The organism is Faecalibacterium sp. AM43-5AT (assembly GCF_003603345.1).
GTDB lineage: Bacteria > Bacillota > Clostridia > Oscillospirales > Ruminococcaceae > Faecalibacterium > Faecalibacterium taiwanense.
Genome location: NZ_QVGZ01000010.1, coordinates 39,988 through 61,184 on the forward strand (window position 1 = coordinate 39,988; position 21,197 = coordinate 61,184).

Sequence of the window (21,197 nt, forward strand, 5' to 3'; positions counted from 1 at the left end):
AGGATTGTAGGTAAGTGGTTGCGAAGCAATCAAAGCCCCAGTGGGGCTTTGAAGCGGCGAACGGTCTTGCCGCAGGCAAGATGGAAGGGCCTCGCCCTGACAAGTTCGCGTTTGTGAAGCGAAGCGGAACAATAAAGTCCCCAGTGGGGACTTTAAGCGACCGAACGGTCTTGCCGCGGGCAAGACGGAAGGGCCTCGCCCTGACAAGTTCGCGTTTGTGAAGCGAAGCGGAACAATAAAGTCCCCAGTGGGGACTTTAAGCGACCGAACGGTCTTGCCACAGGCAAGATGGAAGGGCCTCGCCCTGACAAGTTCGCATGGGTTTTGGCTGGTATTTTGGAAATTTGGAGGGAAAGTAAAATCATGTCTACTACTGCAATGTGGCTGCTTCTGGCAGTCGTTGTCATCGTCATTCTGTTTGCAAGTGTGCTGTACAAGCGCACCTTCACCACCAAGGAGCTGGCCCTGACCGGTGTCATGGCCGCTTTAAGCCTTGTGGCTTATCTGTTCTTCCGTGTGCCGTTCTACGGCGGCTCTTCGTTCCATCTGGGCAACACCTTCACCGCCCTGACCGCCCTGCTGCTGGACGGTGTGTCCGGCGGTCTGGCCGGTGCCATTGGTCTGGCGCTGGCCGATATTCTGGCCGGTGACCCGGGCTACGCCGTCACCACCTTTGTGCTCAAGTTCATCATCGGCATCACCTGCGGTGCCGTGGCGCACAAGGCATTCAAGCTGCGCGACCTCGACAACCACAGCTCCGGCTATCTCGTCAAGGTGATCGTTTCTGCCGGTTCCGGCCTGCTGCTGAACGTGCTGACCGACCCGTTCCTGGGCTACTTCCGCAATGTGTACATCTTTGGTCAGGAATACACCGTGGCACAGGCGCTGACCAAAATTGCAGGCGGCGTCACCTTTGTAAACAGCGTGGCCTCCACCGTGTGTGCTGTCATCCTGTACCTCGCCCTGCGTCCGGCCCTGGAGCGTGCCGGTCTGCTGCCCAAGGGCGAAAAACACTAAGCGATCTCTCTATCCTGATACAGCACTGCTGCCCTCACCTGCCGGACTTCTCCTATCCTCCGGCGGTGGGGCAGTGGTGTTTTTCGTGGACGACCTGTCACACGGAACTCCTCCAGTCTCGCATTCGCTCGACAGCCCCCTCGGGGACGGGGCTTTTGACAGAAACTGAAGCAAAAAGCGCTCGTCACACAATTCTGCATGACGAGCGTTTTTTTCTTTTTATCGCAATTTTCAAAAATAGTGCCTATTAAAACGGCATATTTGCGATATGCAGTTTGCGGATGTTGCTTGTGCATTAAAAACGCAGACTGCTATCATTACAGCTTTTCAAATACAAGGAACCGGAACGAGATATCGGTTTCCAGCTGGGACAGCGCAGCAAGGCGCTCCGCCCCGCCGCGCGGCGTTTTCCAGTAATAGGGTGTCATGGCGAACAGCGCTTCCAGCTGTTCGTGGGGCACCGTGACTCGGCCGGTCACTTCCCGTTCCCCAATGGCGGCAAAACCGTCATAGGCGATCTGCTGCACCGGGTTTTTATAGGGCTTTTCGTAGAGCACGGCCTTCATCTGGTACAGATGTTCGGCACCGGGCACCACATAGATCATCCGTCCGCCCGGGCGCAGCACCCGCAGGAATTCCTCCTGTGCAAAGGGCGAAAAGCAGTTCAGCAGCAGGTCGGCCCAGCCGGTGCGCACCGGCTGGCTGAAGCTGGATGCCACCGCATACTGTGCCGTGGGCAGGGCCTTGGCCGCAAGACGCACCGCAGGCTTTGCGATATCAAAACCCGCCAGCTGCACCCGGCGGCCTTTTTCGGCAAGCGCCTGCGCGATGCAGCGGTCGTACCAGCCCTCGCCGCAGCCTGCATCCAGCAGATGCAGCGCCGTCTCCGGGCTGGCAGGCTGGCCGTACTCTGCGCACAGCTCACCCACCGCTTTGCCAAAGATGCCGTAGTATCCGGCATTCAGGAACGCGCGGCGGGCGGCCACCATCTCCTTGCTGTCGCCGGGAGCCTTGGTGCGCATGCTCTGCACCGGCAGCAGATGCCAGTAGCCCTCCTTGGCGCGGTCAAAGCAGTGGCCTTTTGTGCATTTCAGGGTGCTGTCGCCGGTCAGTTTTTCCCCGCACAGCGGGCACTGCCATGGGGCAAACGGTTCATTTTTGCTCATACTTCGTCGCTGTGGTCCTCAATGGGTGCAGTTGCACCGCCGTGGGCGTTCATATACTCCTCAAAGTTCGTGAACTTCTGCTGCGGCGGACGACGGCTGATGAGCACAAGGCCCGGGTCTTCGTCCCTTGCAGCAGCGGCACGGCCGCGGCGGCTGCTCTCCGCTCTGGGGGCACGGGCCGGTGCGGGCTGTGCATTGCGGGACGCATTCTGACGGCCGCGCTGGCCGTTGTTTGCACCGCGGCCCTGCTCTGCACTCTGGCTCTGGGCGGCAGGCTGGCTGTTCTGGCGGGCCGGACGGTCGCTGCGGTCATTGCGACGGCTCTTCTGGCCTTGCATGCTGCTGTTCTGCTGAGCAGGCTGTGCAGCCGTGCGGATGGCCGGGGCGGCGGGTGCAGCCGGAGTCTTTTTGGCCGGGCGCAGCGGAGTGGCCTCCGGGGCACTCACAAAATGCGGGTCAAACTTGGGCTGCGCATTGCTGCCGCGGGCAGGAGCATTCTGCTCCCGGCGCGGGCGGCTGTTATTATTGGAACGGCGGTCATTGCTGCGTCCGCCGGTTGTACGCTTGGTATCATCCATGAGTGGTTCCTCTTTTTCGGTTTTTGCGGGCTTTGCCTGCACCTTGGGTGCGGGTGCAGCCTTTTTTTCAGGTTTTGCGTTTTTTGCTTCGGCCTTTGCGGGCTTCGGCTGCTTTGCGGCAGGCTTTTCTGCCGGTTCAGCGGCGGCTGCCTTGGGCTTTTTGCCGCGCACCGGCGGCTCCGGGCGCACCGGCGCGGGCACGCCGTCCCACGGGTGGCCGCTCACCACGGGAATTTTGCGGCGGTTCAGCTTTTCGATGCCTGCCAGATACTCCTGCTCCTCAGGTGCACAGAAGCTGACCGCCGTACCGTCGGCACCGGCGCGGGCCGTGCGGCCGATGCGGTGCACGTAAGTCTCCGGCACCTCGGGCAGGTCGTAGTTGAACACATGGGACAGCTCGCTGATATCGATGCCGCGGGCGGCGATATCGGTGGCTACCAGCACCTTGGTCTTACCGGCCTTGAAGTTTTCCAGCGCGGTCACGCGGGCGGTCTGGCTCTTGTTGCCATGGATGGCCGCCGCCGGGATGCCCTGCTTGGTGAGGTCTTTTGCAATTTTATCCGCGCCGTGCTTGGTGCGGCTGAACACCAGCGCGTTCACCACCGGGGGCTGCAGGTTCTTGATGAGCCACGGCAGCAGGAATTTCTTGTTGCCCTTTTCCACATGGTACAGGCTCTGCTGGATGCGGTCCACGGTGCTGGACACCGGGTCCACCTTGACGAAGGCGGGCTTGCGCAGGATGCCGGCCGCCAGCTGTTCGATCTCGGTTGGCATGGTGGCGCTGAACATCAGGTTCTGGCGCTCCCCGGGCAGCTTTGCGATTACCTTCTTCACATCGTGCACAAAGCCCATATCCAGCATCCGGTCGGCTTCGTCCAGCACAAAGATCTCAAGGTTCGAGAGATCGATAAATCCCTGACCGATCAGGTCGTTGAGCCGTCCCGGGCAGGCGATCAGGATGTCCACGCCCTTTTTCAGCGCTTCCACCTGCGGTGCCTGGCCCACGCCGCCAAAAATGACGGTGCTGCGCAGCTTGAGATACTTGCCGTAGGCATCAAAGCTTTCGCCGATCTGCAAAGCAAGCTCACGGGTAGGGGTCAGGATCAGGGCGCGGATGGCACCCTTTCTGCGGGGCGCATTGGCCGTGAGCCGGTCCAGCATGGGCAGCGCAAAAGCAGCCGTCTTGCCGGTACCGGTCTGGGCGCAGCCCATCAGATCCCGGCCGGACAGCACCGGCGGGATCGCCGCCGCCTGAATGGGCGACGGGGTCTCATAGCCTGCCTCCTGCACAGCGCGCAGAAGCGGGGCGGACAGATTCAATTCTTTAAATGTCATGGTTCTCCAATAATTATTCCGTAATTTTCCGGCACTCCACATAGTACCGCTTTTCTTCTGCGTGGCCCATGCTGAAGGTCTTGCGCGGCAGCACGCCGCCCATCACAACGCCTTTGAACAGGTCACTCTTGGCAAACGGCGGCATCAGGAATGCCACAGCACCTTTTTTGCACAGGGCGCGCACAGCAGGCTCGTCGTGCACATAGTCCACGCGGGCTTCCTTGTGGTGCTCAAGATAGTATTCGATAAATTCGTCAATGGTGCCCACGGTCAGCGGTGCGGTTGGGTCCTCAAAGCTGAGCACGTTGGACATGTGCGGCCCGGCCAGCGTGAAGGGCTGCTGCTTGCTGCCGCCAAAGCTGCAGCCGGCCATATTGGAATCGCTCCACGTGATCAGGCTCAGCAGCACCGCTGCGCAGTCCACATTGAACAGCACGCGGTGGATCGGCTCGATCTCGATCGCAGGCGAGTGCACATTGCACACCTCGGCCAGACACCAGCGGGCCGGATGGTTTGCTGCCTGCTCCGGTGTGAGTGTCTTTTTCAGCTCCTCCCAGCAGGCCTTTGCAGTGGCCAGCGAGTGGTTGCCGTCGCCCACGGCCAGCGTCAGCGGGTCGCGGCGGGTGGCATCCGGATACTTTTTGTCGAATTCTTCCTGACTGCCCAGCACAGCCAGCGCATCTTCGATCTGCGCAATGAGGGCAGGGTCTTCCACAGCCCAGCCCGCAATGTGGCCGCCGCCCAGCATCAATTCGCCCTCGTATACCTTGGGCAGTTCGGCTTTATGCGCCGCCACCGGCTCGATGAGGGTGCAGCCGGGGTCGTCCGCCAGCATCATGATATGGGGCGTTTCCAGCGCGGCACCGGTGCGCACCTTCATGCGGGGCGGGATGCGGCTTTCCACCGTGCTTTCGCTGGGACGCACGGCGCAGGGTGCGCCGCGGCGGTAGCTGTAGGCTTCCAGATCCACCATGCCCACAAGGCCCTGCCGCACCTTGCCGCTCTGCTCGGTGCGCTCCACGTAAACAAAGCCGTCCACCGCGCGGGTCAGCACGTTCCGGGCATAGTCATCCATGGCGGCATGGATCTTCTCAATGCGTGCATCGGCATCGCCGTCCTCCAGATAGACCTCCGGCAGGATCATGTTCAGGGTGCTTGGGCTGCCCGCTGCAACGGCCTCGGCCTTCTGCCAGTAATCCCGGTCACTGGTGAACTGGTCGCAGGCGATGCAGCCCCACTTTTCCAGCGGGATCTGCTCCGAAGGCAGAAGGATGTGGGCCGGTGCAAAGCAGGATTTCGTGTTCATAGTAGATCTCTCCCTTTTACAATAACCAAAGCGATCCATGTTCTTTTTACTGGAAGCTCTCGGTACTGCAGATCACAACGTTCTGCACACCGGCTTCGGCGGCAGACTGCTGCAGCTGTCCGCGTGCCGCCGCGTCCAGCGTATCCGCCGTGACGATCAGGTTGTGCATTCCAAGGCTCACAGCCGGTGCACCCAGTGCATCGGAAGCGTCGGTGCACTGCTGGGCCGGGTAGCTCAGCCACAGTACCACGCTGCCGTCAAAGCGGGCCTGCCATGTGCTGATATCCGCAGCCAGCAGGGCAGCGCGGCCCTCCTGACTCTTGCCGCCCGCCGCTGCAAACTCCTGCTTGCGGGTGATGATGTTCGGGAACTGCACGCCAGTGAGCACCACCTGCTCAAAGCCCATGCCGTGCAGCTCGTCGATCAGGTCGCCCACATACTGCACAGCGGATGCTGCGCTGGGGTCCAGCCAGGACTTGCCGCCGGCCTTGGCACTGACGTTATCCAGCCAGAGCTGGGTGCCGCTGTAATGCACGGCCATGCTGCGGTCGGTATAGCCGGACACCGGGTCGGTAAAGGCCGCAAGCTGTGCCGCCGGGATGATGCCCTCCTCCCGGAAGATGGCCGCGATGCGGGCCGGGTCCACAGTGGTCCCGGCAACGCTGCCGGAAGCCGCCGCCACCTGCGAAGCATAATGGATGCTGCCGTCGGCATCCTTCAGGGGCACAAGGCCGTAATCCGCTCCCTGCGCCTTGAGCTGCTGCGCCGCTGCACGGATGGCCGCATCATCGGCAAGGGTGCTCACATCCACTGTGGCCCAGCTGCCGCCGGTAATGGCCTTGCCGTCCAGCTCCTTGGGCTGTTCCGGCTCCGGCTGGGACGAAGCCGCTTCCTGTACCGCCGAGGATGCAGCTGCTTCGGACGAGGCGGCTGCGCGGGATGCCGATTCAGCTTCCAGATCACGGTTCTTCACCACAGTATACCAGGTGTGGGTAGCCCAGTCCAGCACGTGGGGTGCTGCCAGCCAGGCTGCGCCCAGCACCGCCAGCACCAGCACCACGATGCCGATGCCTTTTTTGATGCGTGTACCGCGACTGTAGAAGCTGCGGCGGTAGCGCTTGACCTTCTGACGTTTATACTTTGCCATTGTCGATTCTCCTCCCTGCCAATGTTACAGGATCACAGAATGTCCGGTGAAACCATAGATCGCCAGTGCCAGCACGCCGATATACACCAGCGTGATGGGCAGGCCGCGGAATGCTTCCGGGATGGCCTTGCTGCGCAGGCGGTGGCGGGCTTCCGTTACCAGCAGCACCGCCAGCACATAGCCAAGGCCGCTGCCAAGGCCAAAGCCAAGGCTCTGCCCCAGCGTAAAGCTCTGGGTGCGCTCCACCAGTACAGTGCCCAGCACACAGCTGTTCAGGCCCGCCAGCGGCACGATGCGCAGCAATGCGCTGCGGTGCGGCAGGCCCTTCGCCAGCCACAGCACGGCGTGCTCCAGAACGCACACCACGGCAATGCTGGAAATATACACCAGCGGGCGCAGCTGGGCACGGTTTGCCAGCGGCGTGATCTGGCTGCCGGCATACCACGCAAACGGCGTTACCAGCATCTGCGTGATGCACAGCTGCATACCAAACAGCCAGCTGCTGGTGCGGTCATCGCCCACCAGTTGCACCAGACGCGAAACGCCCAGTGCACGGGTAAAGACGGCGTTCTGCGCGAACACCGCCAGCAGTGCATAGCTGAAGAACACTGCACTTGTTGTTACAACATCTCTCATTGTTCGCGGTCCGCCTCCTTCTGGGAATGCACATCCACAAGGTTGCGTGCCTCTTTGGTGAGATATGCCTTACGCTTTTGGGCCAGTGCACGCCATACGGCACACAGCACGCCCAGCACGATAAAGCCGCCTGCCGGCATGCTTGCCATGGGCAGCACCGGGCGGCTGACAACCACACCGAACATGGTGCCTGCGGCCAGCCATTCACGGACGCAGCCCAGCAGCACCAGCAGCAGCGCATAGCCCACCGTGATGCGCAGGCCCTTGGAGACAGCCTTGCGCACCGTCTCCTGCACGCGGCCAAAGCGGTAGGTCAGAAGCGGCTCCACCGTGAGCATGGGAAGATAGATGCCAAGGCTCAGCAGGCTGGTGCTGAACAGCATATTCAGGATGGGATACACCGCCAGATACACCACCGCCGTGCTGAAACCGTACACCAGTGCACGGGGCAGCAGCTTTTTCTGCAGCGTTTCCGGGGCGGGGTCCTCGTCGTGCAGGGGCACAAGGCGGCTCAGCAGACAGGCCAGCACGCGGGAGGGCACCAGCAGCAGCGCCACCGCCACCGCCAGCATCACCGCATTCTGGCCGCTGGTGGCAAGCACCACCAGCGGGGCAAGGCCCATGCCCTGCATGACCACCGGGTTATTCAGGAACACACGGTCGTGGTGGGCAAACTTGTTGGGATCTTTTACGATCAGTTCAGCCGTTGCGCGTCTCATTGTGCTGCCCCCTTTCCGGCATCTGCCTGCAGATGGGTCAGGTGATACAGCTTTGCCTCGGTGCGGTCGATCCATGCCGACACACTGTTGACCGCCAGCAGCGCAAAGCACACACCGGTTTCGTACACGCCATAGTAGCGGAAGCCCATGCTCACAACGCCCACCAGCACGCCGTACAGCACACGGCCCATGCGGTGGTGCACGCAGGTGTAAGGCTCGTTGATCAGGAACACCGCGCTGAACAGGATCGCGCCAGTCAGCAGTTCATCCCGCACACACTGCAGGCGGGGCAGGATATTTGACAGCACGGCACTGTCGGCAAGGCCCGCCTGCCGCGGGAAGAAGAACGCAATGACCGCACAGGTCACAAGAAAGCTGATCGATGCAGACATGTGGGCATCCTTCTGGGTCCACAAAAACAGGCCGCAGGCAAGGATCACCAGCGCAGCGCCGGTGCCCATGGGAGCAGCATATTCGCCCAGACCCAGCGCCAGCGAGCCGATGTTCAGCATGCCGCCGCTGCGCAGGGTGTCCTCAATGGCGCTGGAGACCGGCACCATGGAAGCGTCCCACAAAGGGATGTTCGTATAGGGCTGCGGATAGCGGAACACCTGTTCCGGCCATGACACAGCCGCCACCACATAGCCCACAGCAGCCGGGTTGAAGGGGTAGCTGCCGTAGCCGCCAAAGATCTCCTTGCCGATCAGCACACCGGCAATCACTGCGGCGATCAGAACATAGAGATCCACCGTCACCGGCATCAGCAGGGCAATGACGAGCGCAAAGCTCTCGTTGGAAAAGTCACCGCCCTGATACACGCGGCGGCGCAGCAGCGAAACGAGACGGTCGCACAGGTTGCCGGTAAGCACCGCAATGCCGCACAGCAGCAGCGGGCGCACACCGTACAGAAAACAGGCCATGCACAGCACCGGCACCGCCATAAAGCAGATATGCTTATAGTAGCGGCCGGTCTTCTGGAGCTGTGCCTCCTGCTCCCGGATCAAAGATTCATCCATAAATGGTTATCCTTTCAAAGGCTGGCGAGGTGCTGCACGGCTGCAGCAGGGTCTGCTGCGCCGAACACCGCACTGCCCGCCACCAGAATATCAGCGCCCGCTTCCACGCACTGGGGCGCGGTGGCATTGTCCACGCCGCCGTCCACTTCCAGCAGATAGTGTGCGCCGCGCGCTTCGCGCTCTGCCTTGAGCCAGCGCAGCTTGTCCAGCGCCGAGGGCATGAACTTCTGCCCGCCGAAGCCGGGCTCCACGCTCATCACCAGCACAAGATCCAGCTGGTCAAGATAGGGTGCCAGCGCCTGCGGCTCGGTGCCGGGCTTGATGGTCAGCCCCACCTTGCAGCCCAGCGCCCGGACGGCATCGATGGTGGCCTGGATATCGTCCTCGCACTCAAGGTGGAAGTTGTACAGGGTGGCACCGGCTTTGATGAAGGCTTCCGCATACTGCAGCGGATGGCTGATCATCAGGTGCACATCATAAAAGGCATCCGGCAGATTTTTGTGCAGGCTCTTGAGCACCGGCACGCCAAAGCTGATGTTGGGCACAAAGTGGCCGTCCATCACGTCGTAATGCATCATCTGTGCACCGGCATCCAGCACCATGCGGCAGTCTGCACCCAGTTTGCCAAAATCAGCAGAAAGGATCGAGGGACTTACGATTGCCATATTCTATCTTTACGCTCCGTTATTTTATAAATTCTTATTCCCATTTGTCCCATTGTGCTGGCGGTTTCAAACCGCAAAAACAGCATGGGCATGGTTATCTTTTAGTTTACATGAAAACGAGCAAAAAATCAAACCCGCCAACGGCTTTTTCACGGAAATGACGTATTTGGAAAAATCTGTCCATTTGCGAAGTAAACTTCCTCAGTCAAAGCCTGACGGCTTTGCCAGCTCCCTCGGAGAGGGAGCCTCTGGCACGCCCGGAAGATTTGCACTTTAACCGGAAGCTTTACCGCCATGCCAAGGGCCCCATCCCAGAGGGGGCTGGCATTGAGCGCAGCGAGATGACTGGGGGAGTTTCATCGGCGGCAAAGTTTCCCCACGCCAAAACAGCCAGACCACCCCGGGTCCGGGGCAGCCTGGCTGGAAGTTCATTCTACGGGCTTCATGCTTGCAGGGTCTTCCACGGTGGGTTCACCGCCGGCTTCGTCCGGCAGACGCTTCATGCCGCCGGGGTTCGGGGCCACCGTGGGCAGGGTGAACACGAACCGGCACCACTCGCCCTGCTGGCTCTCCACCCGGATCTGCCCGCCGGAAAGGTTCACCAGCACCTTGCAGATGTTCAGGCCAAGGCCAGCGCCCCGGGCGTGCAGGCCGCGGGAGCGGTCCTCCTTGTAGAACCGCTGGAACACGTAGGGCAGCGCTTCCGGGCTGATGCCCTGACCGGAATTCCAGATGGAGATCTCGGCTTCCGGGCCAAGCTTTTCCACCCCGAAGCGGATGGTGCCGCCCGCAGGCGTAAACTTGATGGCGTTGTCCAGCAGGTTATACACCACCTGATGGATCAGGTCGGGGTCGGCGTAGACCAGCACCTTTTCGTCCATGGTCAGGCCGTCGATGTCGATCATGCCGTCGTTGATGCGCTGCTCTGCCGAGAGCGCCACGCCGGTGATCGTCTCCCAGATGTTGAACATCCGGGCATTCACCTGATATTCGCCGCTTTCCAGCTTGGAAAGATCCAGCATGTTCTGGATGAGCCGTGCCAGACGGCCCGTTTCCTCACTGACCAGCTGCAGGTAGTGGTTCTGCATATCCGGCGGGATGGTGCCGTCCAGAATGCCGTCCACAAAGCCCTTGATGGTGGTCATGGGGGTGCGCAGCTCGTGGGCGATGTTGCCCATGAACTGACCGCGGGAGTTGTCGTTCATCTGGATGTTGTCTGCCATGCGGTTGAAGGTGCGGGCAAGGTCGGCTGCCTCGCCTTCGCCTTCCACTCCCTCCACACGGACGGAAAGATCACCGCCGCCAAAGCGCTGGGCGGCATCCGTCACCTTCTGCAGCGGGTCGGTGAGCTGGCGCATCAGGATCTTGGTCAGGATGCTGGCACACAGCAGCATCACACAGGCCGACAGCAGGAAGTTGGACCAGAACTGCTGCTTGAACTGGGTCAGCTGCTCGCCGGAAGAGCACAGGAACAGGTAGCCGCTGGGCTGGCCGTGCTCATTGCGCATTTCGCTGACCGTGATGTAGCTTTTCCCGTCCAGCATGCCGCCCAGCGTGCCGAACACATGGTAGTAGTCCGCATCGGAAGCGTCGATCTTCTCCATCATTTCTTCCGGCACGGTCAGGCTCTCCAGCTTGTCCGGGCTGGAGGCGATCATCACCCGGCCGTCGTTGTCGGTAAAGAACAAATAGGCCTCTGCGCTCTCGCCGATGATCTCCAGCTTGGTGCTCAGTGCGTCCAGCTCATCGCCTTCCGGCAGCTCCGCCTGCTGGACCAGATACTGGGCCGTGCGCTGGGTGACACCCACCACCTGATCCAGTGTTTCGTAGCGGTCCTTGGCGAAGTAGTTCTTGAACAGCACCCACTCCGAAGCTCCCATCAGCACGATGCCCAGCACCATCAGGGTGGACACCAGCGAGAAGAACGCCACCGAGATACTTTTGCGCATTACTGACGCACCTCGAACTTATAGCCAACGCCCCATACGGTCTTCAGCTCCCATTTATCGGAAGCACCGGCCAGCTTCTCACGCAGGCGCTTGACATGCACATCAATGGTGCGGCTGTCGCCGTAATACTCAAAGCCCCACACCTCGTCCAGCAGCTGGTCGCGGGTGTAGACGCGGTTCGGGTGGGAGGCCAGACAGTTCAGCAGTTCCAGCTCCTTGGGGGGAGCCTCCACCACCTTGCCCTTGACCCGCAGCTCATAGCTGTTCATGTCCAGACGCAGGTTGTCGAATTCGATCACGCCCTCGGTGCTCACGGCAGCAGCCGTGGTGGTCTGGCAGCGGCGCAGCACCGCCTTGATGCGGGCCACCACTTCCTTGGCATCAAAGGGCTTTACCATGTAATCGTCTGCACCCAGCTCCAAGCCCAGCACCTTATCAAAGGTCTCGCCCTTGGCCGTGAGCATCATCACCGGGGTGTTGCCCGCCTTGCGGATGCGGCGGCACACTTCCAGACCGTCCATCTTGGGCATCATCACGTCCAGCAGCACCATATCAGGCTTGACCTGATTGAACTTTTCCAGACCTTCTTCGCCATCGTTTGCCACCGTGACCTGATAGCCCTCCTTGGTCAGGTACAGCCGCAGCAGCTCGCAGATATTGGTATCGTCGTCCACAACGAGGATCTTTTCGTTGGCCATAATGATTTCCTCCCATTTTATCGAATGCCCGCCGGGCGGGCAGAGCAGCAAAGTATTCCACTTCTTATTATACGGAAGAGTTATGACAAAATAAAGAAGGATTTGTATGATTTTTTGCTCTGAAGCGGAAAAGCAGGCTTTCTTTTCCGAGAAAGTCTGCTTTTCCATTCACTGATTTTCTTTTAGAACATGTTTATTTCATCAGGATAGCATTTCAAATGTTCCACCGCTGCTGATTTTTGCAATGTGTCCGCTCAAATCTGTATAAAGGAAGCCATCATAAACCTCGTAACTGCCATACGTTGTTTTCTTGTCTGCATACCCATAGTAACCATTAAATTGCAGACCATCCCAATTTTGCAGCTTTGCGCCATTCTGATTATAGGTCTGATACATGTCTGTGTTTTCTTCACAAGTACTGATCAAAACACCATCTGCTGTCGGAAAAACATATTTGATCGTCCCTTTCTGAGGTTGAGATGTCCAATTTCCATTTTTGTCCATAACACCCCAAAAAAGTACACCATCGGGATTTCGCAACTGGAGGACGGCATAACCGTTCATAAACCGCGGCTCAGAATTTTCATTGATCGGCCGAACATCGTATTCACTGAGATCTATTATACGGTTTAAATGAACATCATAAAATCCCGATGGATAATCTTCAAAATCATCTGCATCCCTTCTAACATCCAGATAGAGCAGCCCTTCGCTTAATACCGGTGTTCCGCTTCGTCTTGATTTTATTGCTTTCCATTCTGGGAGTTCATTAAAGTCACCATCAAGCGCTCTCAGTCCCGGTTGTGTTCGAATCATCTGGTTTCCTTCCACCTGCACCAGATATGCATTGGGTTCCCGCACCGAAAAGAATTTTCCCGTGTCGATGTTCATAAACACATAGTAAAGATCGCTCCTGATCCGATATACACTCCCCCCACAGTATGCAAATGCCTGTGAAATACCAATCGACTCGTACTGATTCTGTGACAGATCATTGTATACAGTATCAGGATTCATCTCCGAGAATTCATCCCGTGTAGTGTCGCATTGAAAACGAATTTCTCCATTCGCATCCCAAGCCGTCAGAATGGCTGTCGTTCCTTTAATTGAGTCTTCCCTTTTTACTGTCCAGAGAAGTACACCATCATCGTCTTTTGCATATCGAACTATAGTCTCGTCATCCGACAGATAGGTCGGCCGAAAGAATGTATCATCTTCTTTTGCCATCACACCAGTACTTGTCAAGCACATACCATTATAGAATCCAGACACGATGTTTACGTCATCATCAAAAATGCAATGCACCCGTCCTTCCTTATCGAACAGGCAGTACTTATGCACTTCTCCTTTGTAAAGCATCCCAACCGACAGTTCTTCAAAATTCGGGTAACGGAGACTACAGCCGTTATAGTCTCCTATTTCCTCCTTTAATGTCGAGTAAGTTTCGTTTTCGAGGGCACTATCGCTCGTTTCTCCCATCCCGTACATATCTTTCATATGTTCAGGCATTTTTGTAAGCGGCGACTGTTGTGTTCCGTTTTTCTTGGATGCCATCAATTCTGAAAGGCTGCTGGTTTCTTCGCTTCCGCAGCCGCTTAAAAGCAGTGCGCATGTCAGCCCCAGTACCGCAATCATTCTCGGAAACTTCATATCCAGTTCTCCTTTTTGACTCTCAGTGCTTCACTGCATCTTCCGCTTTATGCCAATAGGTGATCGTCTCTTCATCTTCCCGACCATCATAAATTTGCCGGCAGGTCATGGAATCCTTGTCGATGTCCTCGATCTTGAGCACCGTAGACTCCCCGTAGAAATCAGAGATCTTCAGTTGATTGTCATTTACGATCGACCATTTTCCCGTCCCATAAGTACCCGGGATATTGACCGTCCCGTCATCATAAATCGTAAATCTCAGCCGGTCAGAGCCTTCCAGATACCAGTCACCAACCACCAGTTTTTCCACATTTTGACCGCATCCCGTCAGCGAAGCTGCTGCACACACCAATGCAGCGGCAGCCGCGATCCGCAAAAATTCACGCCGTACAACTTTCTTCATTTGAATGTCCTCCTGTCTCTGTTTATGACTTATACGGGTTCACTCGCAAGTGTTTTTGATATCCATTTGGATATCATACATTCAGAATAGCATCTTCCTGCGGTACTGTCAAGATATCCATTCAGATATCAGGAGGATATTTTTATGGCCTATTATCGCCGCATCCGTGATATGCGCGAGGATCACGACCTGACCCAGCGCCAGCTGGCTGCCATCCTGCATATGCCGCAGCCGCAATACAACCGCTACGAACAAGGCCTGCGCGACATTCCCACCGTTACCCTCGTTCAGCTGGCTGACCTTTACAAAACATCGACCGATTATCTTCTGAACCGGACAGACGACCCAACACCACCAAAAGCGCTATAAAAGAGACCAGCCTTCCGCAGACATTTACCATCTGCGAAAGGCTGGTTTTCAGTTCTTCATTACTCGATCATCAGCCGGATGATCTCCTCATTGGTCTCCTTCATGCCGTCCTTGCCCAGACGGCCGATGCCCTTGATGGTGGTCTCGATGTCCTTCATCACGATGCCGTCGCCGCCCTTGAACTCCTGATGGCACTTGTACATGTTGTAGCCAAGCAAGGCCGCGTCCACCGAGGAAGCGATCTTTGCCGCGCAGGAGGCCTTTGCGCCGTCGCACACGATGCCGGACACGATGGCCAGCGCATTGACCACCGTGTGGATGGCGGCCTGATAGCCGTCGCCGCACAGATATACGATGCCCGCGCCAGCGCCCGCACCGGCGCTGACTGCGCCGCAGTAGGCGGACAGGGTGCCGATGCCGGTCTTTTCGTGGATGGCCACCAGATTGGAAATGATAAGGGCACGGTAAAGCTTTTCCTTGCCGCTGTGCAGCTCCTTGGCATATTCAATGAGCGGCACCGAGCAGGTGATGCCCTGATTGCCGCTGCCGGAGTTGATGATGACCGGCAGCTCACAGCCGTTCATGCGGGCATCCGAACCGGCGGCCGCCTTGGCCTTGGCCCGGATGGACACATCATTGCCGTAAGTAGAAAGCAGCACCCGGCCGATGTTCGCGCCATAGTCGCCCAGAAGACCCTCCTCTGCGATGGCGTTATTATAGCGGATCTGGCGTTCCAGCAGGTCCGCCACATCCTGCAGGTCGGCCGTCTCGGCAAAGTCCCAGATGTCCTTCATGTTCAGCAGGCTGCGGTCGGCCCGGCTGTCCCGCCGGGCCTCCTCGTTCAGCAGCGGCTTTTCGTAGAGCGCCCGGCCGTTTTTTTCGATCAGGCAGATGTTGGTGTGAAAATCCGCAATGCGCACCTTTGCGTAGGAATCCCCACTGCGCTCGGTAACGATGATATCGAACACATGCCCCTGCTCGATGTGCTGGATGGAAATGGGCACCGTCTGCAGATAGTCCCGGATGGCAGCCTTCTTATCCTCGCTGACTTCGGAGATGACTTCCAGCTCTCTGTCTGCCGAACCGGCAATGATGCCCGCTGCCACAGCGGCTTCCATGCCTTTCAGGTGGCCGGTGTTGGGCACGATGACGCTCTTCACATTCTTAATAATGCTGCCGCTCACCTGCAGCTGCACGCTTTCGGGCAGCATGCCCAGCACTTCGCGGGCTTTGGCTGCGGCATAAGCCAGCGCAATAGGTTCGGTGCAGCCCATTGCCGGGATCAGTTCTTCCTTTAATATTTCTACATACGCCTGATAGCGCGGATCACTGCGTTCCATGACGGTTCCCTGCCTTTCCTGTCGATTCGATATTTACCAACAGGAATAGTATACTATAGAACTCGCGCAATGTAAAACAAATTCTTCCCCGCCCGCAGGACCGGCTATTGCAAAGCGCAAACAGCAGAAGTAGAATAGGAGCATCCAAATCGATAAATCCATGGAGGGTCTCCCTATGATCGAAAAAGAAGTACAGGAGCTGCTGTCCTTCATTGACGGCAATCCTACCGCATACCACACCACTGCATCCGTCCGGAACATCCTGCTGAAGGAGGGCTTTTCCGAGCTGCTGGAGAGCCGCCGGTGGCAGCTGGAACCCGGCAGGAGCTATTTTGTCTGCCGCAACGGCTCCAGCATCCTTGCATTCCGCATGGGAGAACAGCTGGAAAACTACAGCTTCAACGTGGCCGCTGCCCACACGGATTCCCCCTGCTTCCGCATCAAGGAAAACGCCGAGATCCACATGGGCCGGAAGTACACCAAGCTGAACACCGAGGGCTACGGCGGCATGATCTGCTCCACATGGATGGACAGGCCGCTGTCGGTGGCAGGCCGCGTGCTGATAAAGGAGAACAATGCCATCACTTCCCGCCTGCTCACGCTGGACCGCGACCTGCTGATGATCCCCAGCGTAGCTATCCACATGGATCGCGAGGTCAACGACAGGGCTTCCTACAACAAGCAGGTGGATATGCTGCCCCTGCTGGGCGGTGCCGCCGAGGAAGGCGTGCTGAAAAAGCTGGTCGCCGCTGAGCTGCAGGTCGCAGAAGAGCAGATCCTTGGCAGCGACCTGTTCCTCTGCATCCGCGAAAAGGCCGCCGTCTGGGGCTGCAATGAGGAGTTCATCTCCTCCGGCCGTCTGGATGACCAGCAGTGTGTGTTCGGCATCCTGAAGGGTTTCCTGAAAGCACACAGCGCCCAGTCCATCAATGTTGCCGCCTTTTTCGACAACGAAGAAGTGGGTTCCGGCACCAAGCAGGGCGCAGCTTCCACCTTCCTGTACGACGTGCTGCACCGCATCGCGCAGAACGTCTGCCCCGGCGATGAGGACTTCCACCGTGCGGTGGCCTCCAGCTTCATGTTCAGCGCCGACAACGCCCACGCCGTGCACCCCAACCACCCGGAATATACCGATGTGAACAACTGCACCTACATGAACGAGGGCGTTGTGGTCAAGGTGCACGCCGGCCAGAAGTATACCAGCGACGGCATGAGCATGGCCGTGGCAAAGGAACTTGCCGCCCGCGCCGGTGTCCCGCTGCAGTATTTTGCCAACCGTTCCGATAAGGTCGGCGGCAGCACTCTGGGCAATCTTGCCATGGCACAGGTGTCCATGAACTGCGTGGACATCGGCCTGCCGCAGCTGGCCATGCATTCCTGCTACGAGACCGCCGGTGCCCGGGACATCGTTTCTCTCATCCGGCTGATGGAGGAATTCTACGCCAGCCACTTTGAAGAGACCGCATCCGGCACCCTTACCATCTGCAAGTAAGGCCCGTACAACCTGAATCATAAGGACCGCCCGTGGAAAAGCAGCACTGCTTTTCCACGGGCGGCTTTTCGTTTCCACTTAAGTAAGTATTGAGAAAAAACGTCCATTGTGCTACAATTATTCTGTTATAATATCGCTTTTTACCGCAGCGTAAAATCTTTTTCGCAAGGAGTATAATAAAATGAAATTAGGTATCGTCGGCCTGCCGAACGTCGGCAAGTCCACTCTGTTCAATGCCATCACCTCCACCAAGAACGCAGAAGCCGCAAACTATCCCTTCTGCACCATCGAGCCGAACAGCGGCATCGTAGCCGTGCCGGACAAGCGTCTGGACAAGCTGGCCGAGATCTGGCAGACCAATAAAAAGACCCCTGCCATCGTGGAGTTCGTGGATATCGCGGGCCTTGTGAAGGGTGCCAGCCAGGGTGCAGGCCTTGGCAACAAGTTCCTGGGCCACATCCGCGAGTGCGACGCCATTGTGCATGTAGTGCGCTGCTTTGACGACGACAACATCATCCATGTGGTGGAGGATGTTTCCAAGGCCGAGGCCGTGGACCCCATTGCTGACATCGATGCCATCGACTACGAGCTGATCCTGTCCGACCTTGAGGTGGTGCAGAACCGCGCAGGCCGCATGGCAAAGGCTGCCAAGAGCGGCAACAACAAGGGCGCTGCCGCCGAAGCCGCATGGCTGCAGCAGCTGGCCGACCACCTGAGCGCCGGCAAGCCTGCCCGCAGCTTTGATTTTGACGAGGGCGATGCCGAGCAGCAGACCGTGCTGCATGAAATGGGCCTGCTGAGCGCAAAGCCGGTGCTGTACGCCTGCAACGTGGGCGAGGACGACCTGATGGAGGGCATCGAAAACAACAAGTATGTCCCGCTGGTGGCCGCACGCGCCAAGGAAGAGGGCGCACGCTACATTCCCATCTGCGCCAAGACCGAGGAGGATATCGCCGACTATTCCCCCGAGGAAAAGAAGGCTTTTCTGGCTGAAATGGGCATTGAAGCCAGTGGTCTGGACAACCTCATCACTGCCAGCTATGATCTGCTGGGCCTGATCTCCTTCCTGACCGACGGCAAGAAGGAGTGCCGCGCATGGACCATCCGCAAGGGCACCAAAGCACCGCAGGCTGCCGGCAAGATCCACAGCGATTTCGAGCGCGGCTTCATCCGTGCCAGCGTCATTGGCTACAGCGATCTGGAAGCCAACAACTTCGATTACGCCGCCGTCAAGGCCAAGGGTCTGCAGCGCACCGAGGGCAAGGAGTACGTTGTCAACGATGGCGATGTGATCGAGTTCCTGTTCAACGTCTGATTTTCGGCAAAGATGTCACTTCCGGTTTCGCCCCTTCCCGTGAAAAAGTAAGTTTCAAAAGCCCGCAGGCTTTTGGAACTTACAAAATTAAAAATAAATTTCTGCTATCTATGGCCAGAGCGCACGCGTCGGCCATTTAAAATCGTAAAAGAGGTTTCCTATGATTTTCGGTATTATGGGCGCAATGCCCGATGAAGTCGATCAGCTGTGTGCAAAGCTGGAGAATGTCACCGTGGAGCCCTACGGCGGCGTGGATTACCACAAGGGCACGCTGGCCGGCAAACAGGTGGTGGTGTGCTGTGCCGGCATGGGCAAGGCCAATGCCGCCGCCACCACGCAGGTGCTCATCACAAAATTCGGCGCGGAGAAGATCATCTTTTCCGGCATCGCAGGCAATATGACATCGAAGATCGGCATTGGCGATGTGGTCATCGGCAAGACCGTGCTGTACCACGACGCACAGCTGGACATGATCTGCCAGAACCCGCCGTTCCTCAAGGAATACACCGGCGACCCGGAGCTGATCGCTGCCGCCGAAAAAGCCTGCGCCAAAGCGGGTGTGAAGGCTCTGGTGGGCAAGATCGCCACCGGCGACCTGTTTGTGGGCGACAGTGAAACCAAGGTTGCCATTGAAGCCAAATGCGCCCCCGACTGCGTGGAGATGGAGGGTGCCGCTGTGAGCCAGATCGCCGCCAAGAACGGTGTGCCCTGCGTCATCCTGCGCGCTATGAGCGACAACGCCGATGAGGACGGTCACGAGGTGCTGGTGGTGAAAAAGTTCAGCATTGCGGAATATGTAGCCACCGCCACCAAGATCGTGGCAGCGATGGTGGAAGCACTGTAAAAAAGAATCCTCTCAGTCAATGCTTCGCATTGCCAGCTCCCCCGAAAGGGGAGCTTTTGACATTCCGGAAACGTTTTCCGTTTTGCCAATGGCTCGCCCTTCGGGAGAGCTGGCGAACAAAGTGAGCCTGAGAGGGTTTTCTTTTACAAGAACTGTTCCAGCTTTACCCGGCTATCCTCCTGAAACTCCTGCAGTCTTTGGGCAAGGCGCTTTGCGCCGGGCGCGGCATTGGGGTAATCCTTCTGGGCCTTTACGCAGTCCACCACCCCCATGCCGCTGCCCTGTGTGAGCATCTCGGCCAGATTGCGGGTGGACTTGTCCGTGAGGGTCTTCATACTGATGCCCATTTTTGTGTTCAGCTTTGCCATGGCGCTCTGCCCCTGCGCGGTGCCGCCGCAGGCCTCGATGGCGGTGTGCGCTTCCTGATTGAGCTGGTGGTACACATTGCGCTGGCGCAGCAGCTCGGCCTTGAACTGCACATCGTCGGTCATCGGCACGATCTGTTCCAAGGTGTTCTTGCCCATCTCGGTATTCTGCACCACGGCTTCCAGCAGATTCAGGTTGTCGTTTTTCTGGTTTTCCATACAAAAAATCCCCCTTCTGGCCTTAGTCTGCGCCAAAAGGGGGATTTTATACACTGGTTTTATTCTGCACGCATTTGATCGCCGCCGGCGTTCTGTGCCTCCCGCAGGCGTGCATCGCACAGCTCGTACAGCGCCTGCCAATTCTTTGCGGCGACCTCCTCCAGCCCGGCTGCGCCGCAGCTCAGGGTAAAGGGCACCCGGCGCATCATGCCGGTGGTGGTGATGCATTCCCGGGGCATCTGCCGATACATGTTCTGCATTTCCTCTGCCAGCTGCTTGCCGTCGGCATCCAGACAGCCCACCGCAAAGATGCTGCCGGTCAGGCGGCAGACCACGCGGGCCGCAGGGGTATCAAAGTTCTTTTTCCACTGGTTGCCCACAAAGCAGTGCAGCTGGTCCATCACAGGCTGGCCGTAGGTATCCCGCAGCTTCTGGCCGTTGTCGATGCTCACCAGCGCCACAGCCGCCTTGCGGCCCTGCGCTGCACACTGTTCCAGTTTTTGGGCAAACACCGTTTCCAGATAGCGGCGGTTGTACACGCCGGTAAGAAAATCGTGGCTCATATCCTCGCGGCACAGTTCCCGCTCCCGGGGTGTCATGCGCTCTTCCGGCAGCACATTGCCTGCCAGCGGTGCGCACATTTCCAGCTCCCAGCATTTGCCGTCCGCTTCCACTCTGCGGTGCAGCACACAGTCCACACGGCCATTGCGCAGCTCGTAGTCCACCCGCAGGCCATCGTCCTGCCAGCCGTCACAAAGCGGTGCTTCGGTCAGGGTCACTGCCTCAAATACGGCCTGCGCTGAGCGCGCAAGTTCCCGTAGATCCTGCTCGGTACATTCTTTCTTCATGTAATTTTCCCCATCATCTGCGCACGCGGCGCTCCCGTATCCCGCGTGCAGTCACCTGTTCCCCATACGTTCAGGAACCATCTGCCGCATTATGCATCCCGCGCCCGTCCTGTTTCCGGA

General features: G+C 58.3%; 20 protein-coding genes. 5 read left to right on the top strand and 15 right to left on the bottom strand.

Features of this window, described 5'->3' with window-relative positions; genetic code table 11:
• The first annotated feature begins 363 nt into the window (after positions 1 to 363).
• On the top strand, positions 364 to 1,017 hold the full coding sequence (locus tag DW937_RS11420; protein ID WP_118528448.1) for an ECF transporter S component: 654 nt from the start codon (positions 364 to 366) through the stop codon (positions 1,015 to 1,017).
• Between the two features lie 317 nt (positions 1,018 to 1,334).
• Here the strand turns inward: DW937_RS11420 and DW937_RS11425 are convergent, their stop codons facing one another.
• The 12 genes from DW937_RS11425 to DW937_RS11480 form a co-directional block, all read right to left on the bottom strand.
• Positions 1,335 to 2,183: a putative RNA methyltransferase gene (locus tag DW937_RS11425; protein WP_120120984.1), complete on the bottom strand. Its 849-nt coding sequence runs from the start codon at positions 2,181 to 2,183 to the stop codon at positions 1,335 to 1,337.
• A complete protein-coding gene (locus DW937_RS11430) occupies positions 2,180 to 4,096 on the bottom strand; it encodes a DEAD/DEAH box helicase (protein WP_120120985.1) in 1,917 nt (638 codons plus the stop codon). Before DW937_RS11430 ends, DW937_RS11425 begins: the two co-directional genes overlap by 4 nt.
• A gap of 13 nt (positions 4,097 to 4,109) precedes the next feature.
• Positions 4,110 to 5,402 carry a DUF1015 domain-containing protein gene (locus tag DW937_RS11435; RefSeq protein WP_120120986.1) on the bottom strand — a complete coding sequence of 431 codons (1,293 nt, stop codon included), beginning with the start codon at positions 5,400 to 5,402 and terminating at the stop codon, positions 4,110 to 4,112.
• Positions 5,403 to 5,448: 46 nt separating this feature from the next.
• Positions 5,449 to 6,549 (bottom strand): putative glycoside hydrolase, encoded by a 1,101-nt coding sequence (locus DW937_RS11440; RefSeq protein ID WP_120120987.1) that lies wholly within the window; start codon positions 6,547 to 6,549, stop codon positions 5,449 to 5,451.
• 24 nt (positions 6,550 to 6,573) lie between these two features.
• A complete protein-coding gene (locus DW937_RS11445) occupies positions 6,574 to 7,185 on the bottom strand; it encodes an Rnf-Nqr domain containing protein (protein ID WP_118528456.1) in 612 nt (203 codons plus the stop codon).
• Complete coding sequence (locus DW937_RS11450) at positions 7,182 to 7,904, bottom strand: Rnf-Nqr domain containing protein (protein WP_120081332.1); 723 nt, start codon at positions 7,902 to 7,904, stop codon at positions 7,182 to 7,184. Before DW937_RS11450 ends, DW937_RS11445 begins: the two co-directional genes overlap by 4 nt.
• A complete protein-coding gene (locus DW937_RS11455; RefSeq protein ID WP_120120988.1) occupies positions 7,901 to 8,920 on the bottom strand; it encodes an RnfABCDGE type electron transport complex subunit D in 1,020 nt (339 codons plus the stop codon). The genes DW937_RS11450 and DW937_RS11455 overlap by 4 nt, the downstream gene beginning before the upstream one ends.
• Positions 8,921 to 8,934: 14 nt before the next feature.
• On the bottom strand, positions 8,935 to 9,585 hold the full coding sequence (rpe, locus tag DW937_RS11460; RefSeq protein ID WP_120120989.1) for a ribulose-phosphate 3-epimerase: 651 nt from the start codon (positions 9,583 to 9,585) through the stop codon (positions 8,935 to 8,937).
• A 428-nt stretch (positions 9,586 to 10,013) separates the two neighbouring features.
• Positions 10,014 to 11,534: a HAMP domain-containing sensor histidine kinase gene (locus DW937_RS11465; RefSeq protein WP_120120990.1), complete on the bottom strand. Its 1,521-nt coding sequence runs from the start codon at positions 11,532 to 11,534 to the stop codon at positions 10,014 to 10,016.
• Entirely contained in the window at positions 11,534 to 12,232 is a 699-nt protein-coding gene (locus tag DW937_RS11470) for a response regulator transcription factor (RefSeq protein WP_120120991.1), read from the bottom strand. The genes DW937_RS11465 and DW937_RS11470 overlap by 1 nt, the downstream gene beginning before the upstream one ends.
• 201 nt (positions 12,233 to 12,433) lie before the next feature.
• Complete coding sequence (locus tag DW937_RS11475) at positions 12,434 to 13,882, bottom strand: hypothetical protein (RefSeq protein ID WP_097777059.1); 1,449 nt, start codon at positions 13,880 to 13,882, stop codon at positions 12,434 to 12,436.
• Between the two features lie 22 nt (positions 13,883 to 13,904).
• Positions 13,905 to 14,285 carry a hypothetical protein gene (locus DW937_RS11480; RefSeq protein ID WP_097777060.1) on the bottom strand — a complete coding sequence of 127 codons (381 nt, stop codon included), beginning with the start codon at positions 14,283 to 14,285 and terminating at the stop codon, positions 13,905 to 13,907.
• 144 nt (positions 14,286 to 14,429) lie between these two features.
• Here DW937_RS11480 and DW937_RS11485 point away from each other — a divergent pair, with 144 nt between their 5' ends.
• On the top strand, positions 14,430 to 14,654 hold the full coding sequence (locus DW937_RS11485) for a helix-turn-helix transcriptional regulator (RefSeq protein ID WP_097777061.1): 225 nt from the start codon (positions 14,430 to 14,432) through the stop codon (positions 14,652 to 14,654).
• 59 nt (positions 14,655 to 14,713) lie between these two features.
• On the opposite strand, the gene DW937_RS11490 is transcribed toward DW937_RS11485, so the two are convergent.
• Positions 14,714 to 15,994, bottom strand: a complete 1,281-nt coding sequence (locus tag DW937_RS11490; protein ID WP_120120992.1) for an L-serine ammonia-lyase, iron-sulfur-dependent, subunit alpha — start codon at positions 15,992 to 15,994, stop codon at positions 14,714 to 14,716.
• Positions 15,995 to 16,169: 175 nt separating this feature from the next.
• On the opposite strand from DW937_RS11490, the gene DW937_RS11495 reads away from it, so the two are divergent.
• The 3 genes from DW937_RS11495 (at position 16,170) to DW937_RS11505 (ending at position 19,645) form a co-directional block, all read left to right on the top strand.
• On the top strand, positions 16,170 to 17,486 hold the full coding sequence (locus DW937_RS11495; RefSeq protein ID WP_120120993.1) for a M18 family aminopeptidase: 1,317 nt from the start codon (positions 16,170 to 16,172) through the stop codon (positions 17,484 to 17,486).
• Positions 17,487 to 17,667: 181 nt separating this feature from the next.
• Positions 17,668 to 18,801 carry a redox-regulated ATPase YchF gene (ychF, locus tag DW937_RS11500; RefSeq protein ID WP_097777075.1) on the top strand — a complete coding sequence of 378 codons (1,134 nt, stop codon included), beginning with the start codon at positions 17,668 to 17,670 and terminating at the stop codon, positions 18,799 to 18,801.
• 160 nt (positions 18,802 to 18,961) lie between these two features.
• Positions 18,962 to 19,645, top strand: coding sequence for a 5'-methylthioadenosine/adenosylhomocysteine nucleosidase (locus tag DW937_RS11505; protein ID WP_120120994.1), 684 nt, complete (start codon positions 18,962 to 18,964; stop codon positions 19,643 to 19,645).
• Between the two features lie 143 nt (positions 19,646 to 19,788).
• Here the strand turns inward: DW937_RS11505 and DW937_RS11510 are convergent, their stop codons facing one another.
• Together DW937_RS11510 and DW937_RS11515 are read right to left on the bottom strand one after the other, a co-directional pair.
• Entirely contained in the window at positions 19,789 to 20,229 is a 441-nt protein-coding gene (locus tag DW937_RS11510; RefSeq protein WP_044953312.1) for a hypothetical protein, read from the bottom strand.
• Between the two features lie 59 nt (positions 20,230 to 20,288).
• Complete coding sequence (locus DW937_RS11515) at positions 20,289 to 21,077, bottom strand: GGDEF domain-containing protein (protein WP_120120995.1); 789 nt, start codon at positions 21,075 to 21,077, stop codon at positions 20,289 to 20,291.
• Between the last annotated feature and the right edge of the window lie 120 nt (positions 21,078 to 21,197).

Excerpts from the sequence above, each read along its gene's own strand:
- DW937_RS11420 (WP_118528448.1), top strand. The coding sequence starts at position 364 with ATGTCTACTACTGCAATGTGGCTGCTTCTGGCAGTCGTTGTCATCGTC.
- DW937_RS11425 (WP_120120984.1), bottom strand. The coding sequence starts at position 2,183 with ATGAGCAAAAATGAACCGTTTGCCCCATGGCAGTGCCCGCTGTGCGGG.
- DW937_RS11430 (WP_120120985.1), bottom strand. The coding sequence starts at position 4,096 with ATGACATTTAAAGAATTGAATCTGTCCGCCCCGCTTCTGCGCGCTGTG.
- DW937_RS11435 (WP_120120986.1), bottom strand. The coding sequence starts at position 5,402 with ATGAACACGAAATCCTGCTTTGCACCGGCCCACATCCTTCTGCCTTCG.
- DW937_RS11440 (WP_120120987.1), bottom strand. The coding sequence starts at position 6,549 with ATGGCAAAGTATAAACGTCAGAAGGTCAAGCGCTACCGCCGCAGCTTC.
- DW937_RS11445 (WP_118528456.1), bottom strand. The coding sequence starts at position 7,185 with ATGAGAGATGTTGTAACAACAAGTGCAGTGTTCTTCAGCTATGCACTG.
- DW937_RS11450 (WP_120081332.1), bottom strand. The coding sequence starts at position 7,904 with ATGAGACGCGCAACGGCTGAACTGATCGTAAAAGATCCCAACAAGTTT.
- DW937_RS11455 (WP_120120988.1), bottom strand. The coding sequence starts at position 8,920 with ATGGATGAATCTTTGATCCGGGAGCAGGAGGCACAGCTCCAGAAGACC.
- rpe (WP_120120989.1), bottom strand. The coding sequence starts at position 9,585 with ATGGCAATCGTAAGTCCCTCGATCCTTTCTGCTGATTTTGGCAAACTG.
- DW937_RS11465 (WP_120120990.1), bottom strand. The coding sequence starts at position 11,534 with ATGCGCAAAAGTATCTCGGTGGCGTTCTTCTCGCTGGTGTCCACCCTG.
- DW937_RS11470 (WP_120120991.1), bottom strand. The coding sequence starts at position 12,232 with ATGGCCAACGAAAAGATCCTCGTTGTGGACGACGATACCAATATCTGC.
- DW937_RS11475 (WP_097777059.1), bottom strand. The coding sequence starts at position 13,882 with ATGAAGTTTCCGAGAATGATTGCGGTACTGGGGCTGACATGCGCACTG.
- DW937_RS11480 (WP_097777060.1), bottom strand. The coding sequence starts at position 14,285 with ATGAAGAAAGTTGTACGGCGTGAATTTTTGCGGATCGCGGCTGCCGCT.
- DW937_RS11485 (WP_097777061.1), top strand. The coding sequence starts at position 14,430 with ATGGCCTATTATCGCCGCATCCGTGATATGCGCGAGGATCACGACCTG.
- DW937_RS11490 (WP_120120992.1), bottom strand. The coding sequence starts at position 15,994 with ATGGAACGCAGTGATCCGCGCTATCAGGCGTATGTAGAAATATTAAAG.
- DW937_RS11495 (WP_120120993.1), top strand. The coding sequence starts at position 16,170 with ATGATCGAAAAAGAAGTACAGGAGCTGCTGTCCTTCATTGACGGCAAT.
- ychF (WP_097777075.1), top strand. The coding sequence starts at position 17,668 with ATGAAATTAGGTATCGTCGGCCTGCCGAACGTCGGCAAGTCCACTCTG.
- DW937_RS11505 (WP_120120994.1), top strand. The coding sequence starts at position 18,962 with ATGATTTTCGGTATTATGGGCGCAATGCCCGATGAAGTCGATCAGCTG.
- DW937_RS11510 (WP_044953312.1), bottom strand. The coding sequence starts at position 20,229 with ATGGAAAACCAGAAAAACGACAACCTGAATCTGCTGGAAGCCGTGGTG.
- DW937_RS11515 (WP_120120995.1), bottom strand. The coding sequence starts at position 21,077 with ATGAAGAAAGAATGTACCGAGCAGGATCTACGGGAACTTGCGCGCTCA.